Consider the following 6,036-nt stretch of genomic DNA (forward strand, 5'->3'; position numbering starts at 1 on the left):
CTCTGGAGGTGTCGTGCCCGCTGCTGCCCCGTCTCCCTCACCCGGCCGCCGGCCCGCCGGGTCGCCGGCGTCCTTCCTGGCCGCCGCGGCCGCCCTGGCCGCCATCGAGAGGGAGCTCGGGGACGCCCACGGTCCGGCGGGCAACGCGCCGAGCGACCCGCGTGAGGCCCTGGCCGCGCTGCTGCTCCTGCGCGAGGTCCGTGAGCAGCTCGCCGGCTGGGAGAGCGGGCTGATCGAGACCGCCCGGGCCGCCGGTGCCAGCTGGGCCGACCTCGCCGCCCCGCTCGGCGTGGCCAGCCGCCAGGCCGCCGAGCGCCGCTACCTGCGGCGCGTGCAGGCCACCCGCGACGGGCGCGCCGCCCAGCGCGCGGTGGACACCTGGGCCCGTGATCACGCCGCCGACCTGCGCCGGCTCGCCGGCCAGGTCACCGCCCTCACCCCGCTCGACGGCCCGGGACGAGCGTCCCTGGGCCGGGTCCACGCCGCTCTCGCCGGCGATGACCCCGCCGACCTGGTGGACCCGCTGACCGCCGCCGAGCCCTACGTACGCCCCGGCGACCCCACCCTCGCGGACCGTATCGCCGCCCTCCTCCACGAGACCGACCGCCTCCGCCACACCAGCGACCGCCGACGCCGCGCGGGCACGGGGCAGTAGGACGCGGGGCGGGGGTACGCGGGGCCGCTCCGGCTCGGCACCCCGGCTGCCGGCCCCGTCGAGGCGCCGTCCCCGGCCCGCTCTTGCTGCTGCGGCTTCCTACGCGCGCTCCGCACACGGCGTCCCGTGCGTTTCGGCGGCGGTCGTGAAGCGGTGCCGCGTCGGCTTCAGCACTTCGTGGAGGTGGCCGAAGTAGTCGGTTTCCGCCGTTCCCGTCAGCACCGCCAGCAGGAAGGCCAGGCAGCCGGTGTCGTGGTGCTCCCAGAGGGGGCCGCGCCCCTCGTTGTAGAGCACGGTCCACTCGTCGGGGTGCCGGCCGGGGCGCGCCAGCCAGTACAGGTACGCCCCCGTGCCCTCCTCAGCCGCCCACGGCAGGACCCTCGCCCCCGCCTCCTCCAGGCCGGGGGGCCGGTCCTCGTACTCCCAGAGCCCGGCCAGGATCTCGTCCCGTTCCGCCGTCAGCGCGAGCAGGTCGAAGTCGTCGTGGGCGGAGTCGGGGACGAGGAGCTGGACCGTTTCGTCGAAGATGCCGGCACCGTACGTCCCGACGAGCCGCTTGTAGTCGGCGGGCAGGCCCGTGCCCAGGGCCCGCTCGGCCTTCGCCCAGTCAACTGCGGGGGGCGGATCCACGGGCGGCGGACAGAGGCGGACGAGCGCGTCGAGGGCATTCACTCGGCGGACGCTACCTGATGCCCGGCGAGGGGAGCCGGTCTGTTCCGTTCCCGGGGGCGGTCGCCGTTCCCGGCATGGCGGCCGGCACGGGCCCCGGGGCTGGTGCTGGTGGAACAACCGGCACACCCGGCTGGGCTTCGGCTCAGCCACCGGCCGCCGCGCCCAGCTGATCGCCCAAGGGGTTGGGTGGTCGTCGCCGTGGGTGGTCAGGGCCGCATGACCGGTGGACCAGGTGCGATCGCACCTGATCCACCGAGCCCGCGTCACCGGCCGGTCGAGCCGTCGATCTGCTCGCGCAGGATGTCCGCGTGGCCGGCGTGCCGGGCGGTCTCCTCGATCATGTGGACCAGCACCCAGCGCATCGAAGGCGGCGGGGTCTCGCGCAGCGAGCGGGCGCCGGGCCGGTCCAGGTCGGTGCAGGCGAGGGCGACCTCGTTGGCGCGGGCGATCGCCTCGCGATAGGCGTGCGCCAAGTCCGGGGCGGTGTCGTCGGCGGACACCGCGGCCTCGTCCTCCCACTGTTCGCGGTCGGCGCCGGCGTAGGCCCAGACGAACCAGTTGAGCTCGACCGCCGTCAGGTGCTTGAGCAGTTGGAGCAGGCTGGTCCCGGAAGGGACACCGGCCGTGCGGACCGCCGGCTCCGGGACACCGTCCGCCTTCGCGAGGACGGCCTCGCGAAGGTAGTCCAGGAAGGTCAGGAGGGTGGTCTTCTCGTCGGCGTTCAGGCTGGGGGGCCGAAGATCCGGGCGGGGGTCCATGGTCGTCATGACGAAACCGTAGATGACCGGTTCAACCGTCAGTACCCGTCTCCCTGCCCCCGGCGTCGGGCCTGCGGGACCGATGAGTTTCTCCGTGGGCGGCAGTCAGAGATCATGACTGGTGCACGGCGGCCGCGAGGCGGGCGCGCGCGTACCGGCCGGATCTGTTGACGATCACCACACGAGACACCGAGGACCTCAGATGCGAACCCTGATCAGCACCGCCTTCATCTCCCTCGACGGCGTCGTCGAGGCCCCGGGCGGCGAGCCCGGCTACCGCAACGCCGGATGGACCTTCAAGGACATCGAGTTCCTCCCCGAGGCCTTCGCCATCAAGGCGGCCGAGCAGAAGGAAGCCACAGCGATGCTGCTGGGCCGCACCAGCTACGAGGCGTTCAGCGCCGTATGGCCCGACATGGCCGACTTCGCCGACTACAAGGTGATGCCGAAGTACGTCGTCTCCACCACCCTCGGCGAGGAGGACCTGGTGACGAACTGGGGCGAGACGACGATCCTGCGCTCCCTCGACGAGGTCGCCGCGCTCAAGGAGACCGAAGGCGGCCCGATCATCGTCCACGGCAGCGCCACCCTGAACCACGCCCTCTCGGACGCCGGCCTCATCGACCGCTACCACCTGCTGGTCTTCCCGCTCCTCCTCGGCGCGGGCAAGCGGCTCTTCAGCACCACCGACAAGGACACCCAGAAGCTGAAGCTCGTCGAGCACGAGGCCTACGCCAACGGGCTGCAGAAGCAGGTCTTCGACGTGGTCCGCTGAGCGGATCGACTGCCGTAACCCGGTTGCGGTGGTCCGCGCCTCCTGGAGGAGAATGCGGGCATGGGCAGCATGGGCGACGAGGTGGGCGAAGCGATCGCGGGCGAGTTGCGTCTGATGGACCCCAGCGTGCGCATGTCGCGGGCGCTGGCCCGGCAGCTGCTCGACCCGCACTTCGTCGAGGTGGGCGCCTCGGGCCGGCGGTGGACGTACGAGGAGATGCTCGCCGCGCTGCCGGAGATGACTGGTGCGGCAGAGGACGGCCCGCGCTACGAGCCCTCGGAGATGGTCGGTGTCGTACTGGCACCCGGCCTCGTGCACCTCACCTACGAGACCACGATCGACGGAAACCGGGCACGACGGAGCTCGCTCTGGCGTAGGCGGGGTGCGGAGGGCGAGTGGCGAATGTACTACCACCAGGCGACACCCGTTCCCGCCGAGGGATGATGACGGACCGTCACGCACAGGGGTCCGGTCCGCGTGCCCGCTGCGTGGGAGGGAGCGGCGAGGTCCGGTCGGACGTCCTCAGCAGCCTCTTCTCGCGCGGAGCCGGTAGGGACCCTCGTCACCTGGGCGAACTCGCCGTCGAACTCGGCATCCCGGTCGCCGACCTTCTCGTGGTCGCGGGCCGCCCCGTCCCGGCGGAACTCCTCCCTCCAGGGCGTGACGCGAAGGTCATGAAGCAGTTCGCCCACCGCGTCAGCCACTGCGACCACTCCCAGCTCGCCGCGCTGGTGGACTTCACCGGCTCGCTCCCTCGCCCCGCCGCTCCGGAGCCCTTCGTGGAACCGAGGTGGCCGGGCAAGAACCGGCCCCCCGAGACCAGGCTGGCCGCCCTGCTCTGCGCGTTGCTCCGCAATCGCGGCTTCGGCATCGGCGAACTGCCGTTCCTCGGGCTGTCCCTCAGCACGCTGCGCTCGATGGTGTGGCGCTGCGACCCGAGTCCGCATCGGCAGCAGCAACTGGCCGCGCTGGCCGGTCCGCTGGGCTGGACCCTGCCCGACCTCTTCGCGGTCGCCGGCGAACCGTACCCGGAGGGACTCCGCCCGGTGGTGCACTGCCACCACTTGGGGCAGCTCTTCACCGCGGCCGTCCCCCTGACCACGGCCCAGCTGATCGAGACGGCGCGGGAAGCGGACCGGCTGAGCCTGCGCGAGGATCGGGGCACATGGCAACCCGTCTCGGAGGGCTTCGCCGAGCAGTGCCCGGACCGCTCCGAAGAACTCCCAACGAAATGATCTTCTGCGTGTTGGATCACTCCGATTCGGTTCCGGCATGACCTGGAGACCGCGGTGCGTGCGTTCGCCCACATGCGCTGGTTTCGCCGCCTGCGGATCCGCTGGGAGATACGCGACGACATTCACGAGGCTTTCCTCGCCCTCGGGTGCGCACTGATCTGCTGGAGACGCCTGTGCTCACTCTGCCGACTCGTTGAACAGGCATGAGGAGGGCGCGCGAACCTGTCGACGTGACTACTCGAGGTCAGCGAGGAGCGCGTCGAGCGCCTTGGTCAGGGCCTCAGCGTTGACCGGGTCGAACCACGTAGTGCGAAGGCGCTCGTTGAGCCCCTTCGGCGTTTCGTGGTCGCTCGCGAGTTGCTGCATCGAGCGCGTGTCGTCGCCCAGTGCCCGCCCGACGCCCTGGAAGAGGCCACGGAGGTAGCGGTCTGCGCTTTCAGCAGGAATGCCCTGCCTGGCAGCCCAGTCGGCGAGCGTGGTCAGGTACCGGTAATGGGTGGTCAGCGTGCCCGTCAGTACCTGGAAAGTATTGAGGGTCGCCTCGTCCGTGACGGGGAGGGTCCCTCCGAGGCCGCCGAAGAGGTCATCCACGGCCGGGTGGGAAGGACAGGTCACGGTGACGGAGCGGCGCTCGCGTGCGGAGGGGAGCGGGATAGCACGCACCACGGGAGCGTCCGTGCCCAACGTGCGGCGTAGCTCGCTGATGGCGACGCCGGTCAAGACACTGACCACGACCCTGTCACCGCCTATCCGGAGCCCAGCGAGAGCCTCGGCCCGGTCCTGGGGACGGACGGCGAGGATCACCACATCGGACCGGTTCACCACGTCCTGGTTGTCGGCGCACACCCGCACATCGTTCGGATACCGCTGGGCCAGTTCGGCTGCCGTACGGGCGCCTCGTGGTGAGAGGTAGATCTCCGGCGGCTCCCCGACGCCGTCGCACAGGCCATCCACGAGAGCCCGTCCGATCTCACCCACACCGATGATCCCGATGCGTTGCACTGTGTCTTCCCATCAACTCGACCAGCAGTGACTCTCGCTTCGATACGAGGGCTACCACCGAGTGTAGGTGTGAACAGCACGCGAAAAGATCGCGTATACCCCGGCGAAGCGGCACCCCGAAACAGCGGACCCAGCGTGAACTAACCAGCTAGGAGACCATTTCGTCAGGAGTTGGGAGGGCTTCCTGAGCCCGGGTGACGGCAAGGAGGGACGGGTCCTGTTCCTGGAACCTCTGACGGGACTCTGCCGTTCCCGGCAGACTGGTGCCTCCCTACGGAGGGCGCGAGTGCCGATGGAACGACAGCCGATGGACCTCCATGCCTACGTGCGCCGGGCACGGAGCGGGCCTTGTTTCGTCTGCGCGTTCCTCGCCGGGGATCCCGACTACCGGCACGAGACGGTCTTCGAGGATGAGGACCACATCGCCTTCCTGGACAGGTGGCCCACGGTGGCGGGGAAGGTCCTCGTCGCGCCGAAGGCGCACGTCGAGCACGTGGTGCGGGATCTGGACGACGAGGCCTACGGCCAGCTGATGCTGTTCGTCCGGGAGGTTGCCCTCGCCGTCGAATCCGTGTGCGGGTCAGAACGTACGTACCTCTACTCGCTCGGCAGCCAGCAGGGCAACGCGCACCTCCACTGGCACATCGCCGCCCTGCCACCCGGCGTTCCCTACGAGGAGCAGCAGTTCCACGCGCTGATGACGGAGAACGGGGTGCTGACCCCGCCACCCGGCCAGTCCGCGGCCCTGGCCGCGCACCTGGGCGAGGCAGTCCGGGCGCGGGGTCGGCTCGGAGGCGGCTGACCTGACCTGCGTGAGGGAGCGCGGGCTGCAAGGCGTTCCGCACGATCGGCTTGCCGTCGGGGCCGGTGGCCGTTTCTCCCGTCGGGGGCGGCTGTGCGTCCTGGCGGCGAGGCGCTGGGGGGCGGGGAGTTGGGAGC

The 6,036-nt window shown here is 70.9% G+C and carries 8 protein-coding genes; 5 read left to right on the forward strand and 3 right to left on the reverse strand.

Annotated elements, in window-relative coordinates:
* The first annotated feature begins 13 nt into the window (after nt 1-13).
* Nucleotides 14-655, forward strand: a complete 642-nt coding sequence (locus VR44_RS31545) for a hypothetical protein (protein WP_045951043.1) — start codon at nt 14-16, stop codon at nt 653-655.
* 99 nt (nt 656-754) lie between these two features.
* Here VR44_RS31545 and VR44_RS31550 read toward each other — a convergent pair whose 3' ends face one another.
* Both VR44_RS31550 and VR44_RS31555 read right to left on the reverse strand, forming a co-directional pair.
* Nucleotides 755-1,327 (reverse strand): SMI1/KNR4 family protein, encoded by a 573-nt coding sequence (locus VR44_RS31550; RefSeq protein ID WP_245692616.1) that lies wholly within the window; start codon nt 1,325-1,327, stop codon nt 755-757.
* Nucleotides 1,328-1,590: 263 nt separating this feature from the next.
* A complete protein-coding gene (locus tag VR44_RS31555; RefSeq protein WP_045951050.1) occupies nt 1,591-2,085 on the reverse strand; it encodes a DinB family protein in 495 nt (164 codons plus the stop codon).
* A 202-nt stretch (nt 2,086-2,287) separates the two neighbouring features.
* Here VR44_RS31555 and VR44_RS31560 point away from each other — a divergent pair, with 202 nt between their 5' ends.
* The 3 genes from VR44_RS31560 to VR44_RS31570 are packed head-to-tail and all read left to right on the forward strand — an operon-like array spanning nt 2,288 to nt 4,095.
* Entirely contained in the window at nt 2,288-2,860 is a 573-nt protein-coding gene (locus VR44_RS31560) for a dihydrofolate reductase family protein (RefSeq protein ID WP_045951044.1), read from the forward strand.
* 60 nt (nt 2,861-2,920) lie between these two features.
* Nucleotides 2,921-3,304 carry a nuclear transport factor 2 family protein gene (locus tag VR44_RS31565; protein WP_045951045.1) on the forward strand — a complete coding sequence of 128 codons (384 nt, stop codon included), beginning with the start codon at nt 2,921-2,923 and terminating at the stop codon, nt 3,302-3,304.
* A 44-nt stretch (nt 3,305-3,348) separates the two neighbouring features.
* Entirely contained in the window at nt 3,349-4,095 is a 747-nt protein-coding gene (locus VR44_RS31570) for a hypothetical protein (protein ID WP_157880470.1), read from the forward strand.
* Nucleotides 4,096-4,329: 234 nt separating this feature from the next.
* Here VR44_RS31570 and VR44_RS31575 read toward each other — a convergent pair whose 3' ends face one another.
* The gene (locus tag VR44_RS31575; protein ID WP_045951047.1) at nt 4,330-5,097 is read right to left on the reverse strand and encodes an NAD(P)-binding domain-containing protein; all 768 of its coding nucleotides are present in this window, start codon (nt 5,095-5,097) and stop codon (nt 4,330-4,332) included.
* A 307-nt stretch (nt 5,098-5,404) separates the two neighbouring features.
* On the opposite strand from VR44_RS31575, the gene VR44_RS31580 reads away from it, so the two are divergent.
* On the forward strand, nt 5,405-5,899 hold the full coding sequence (locus tag VR44_RS31580; RefSeq protein WP_045951048.1) for an HIT family protein: 495 nt from the start codon (nt 5,405-5,407) through the stop codon (nt 5,897-5,899).
* Nucleotides 5,900-6,036: the final 137 nt, after the last annotated feature.

The organism is Streptomyces katrae, assembly GCF_000966975.1.
Taxonomy (GTDB): Bacteria; Actinomycetota; Actinomycetes; order Streptomycetales; family Streptomycetaceae; genus Streptomyces; species Streptomyces katrae.

What these genes read in the sequence shown, in the direction of transcription:
- VR44_RS31555 (WP_045951050.1), bottom strand. Translation starts at nt 2,085, where the DNA reads ATGGACCCCCGCCCGGATCTTCGGCCCCCCAGCCTGAACGCCGACGAG.
- VR44_RS31560 (WP_045951044.1), top strand. Translation starts at nt 2,288, where the DNA reads ATGCGAACCCTGATCAGCACCGCCTTCATCTCCCTCGACGGCGTCGTC.
- VR44_RS31565 (WP_045951045.1), top strand. Translation starts at nt 2,921, where the DNA reads ATGGGCAGCATGGGCGACGAGGTGGGCGAAGCGATCGCGGGCGAGTTG.
- VR44_RS31580 (WP_045951048.1), top strand. Translation starts at nt 5,405, where the DNA reads ATGGACCTCCATGCCTACGTGCGCCGGGCACGGAGCGGGCCTTGTTTC.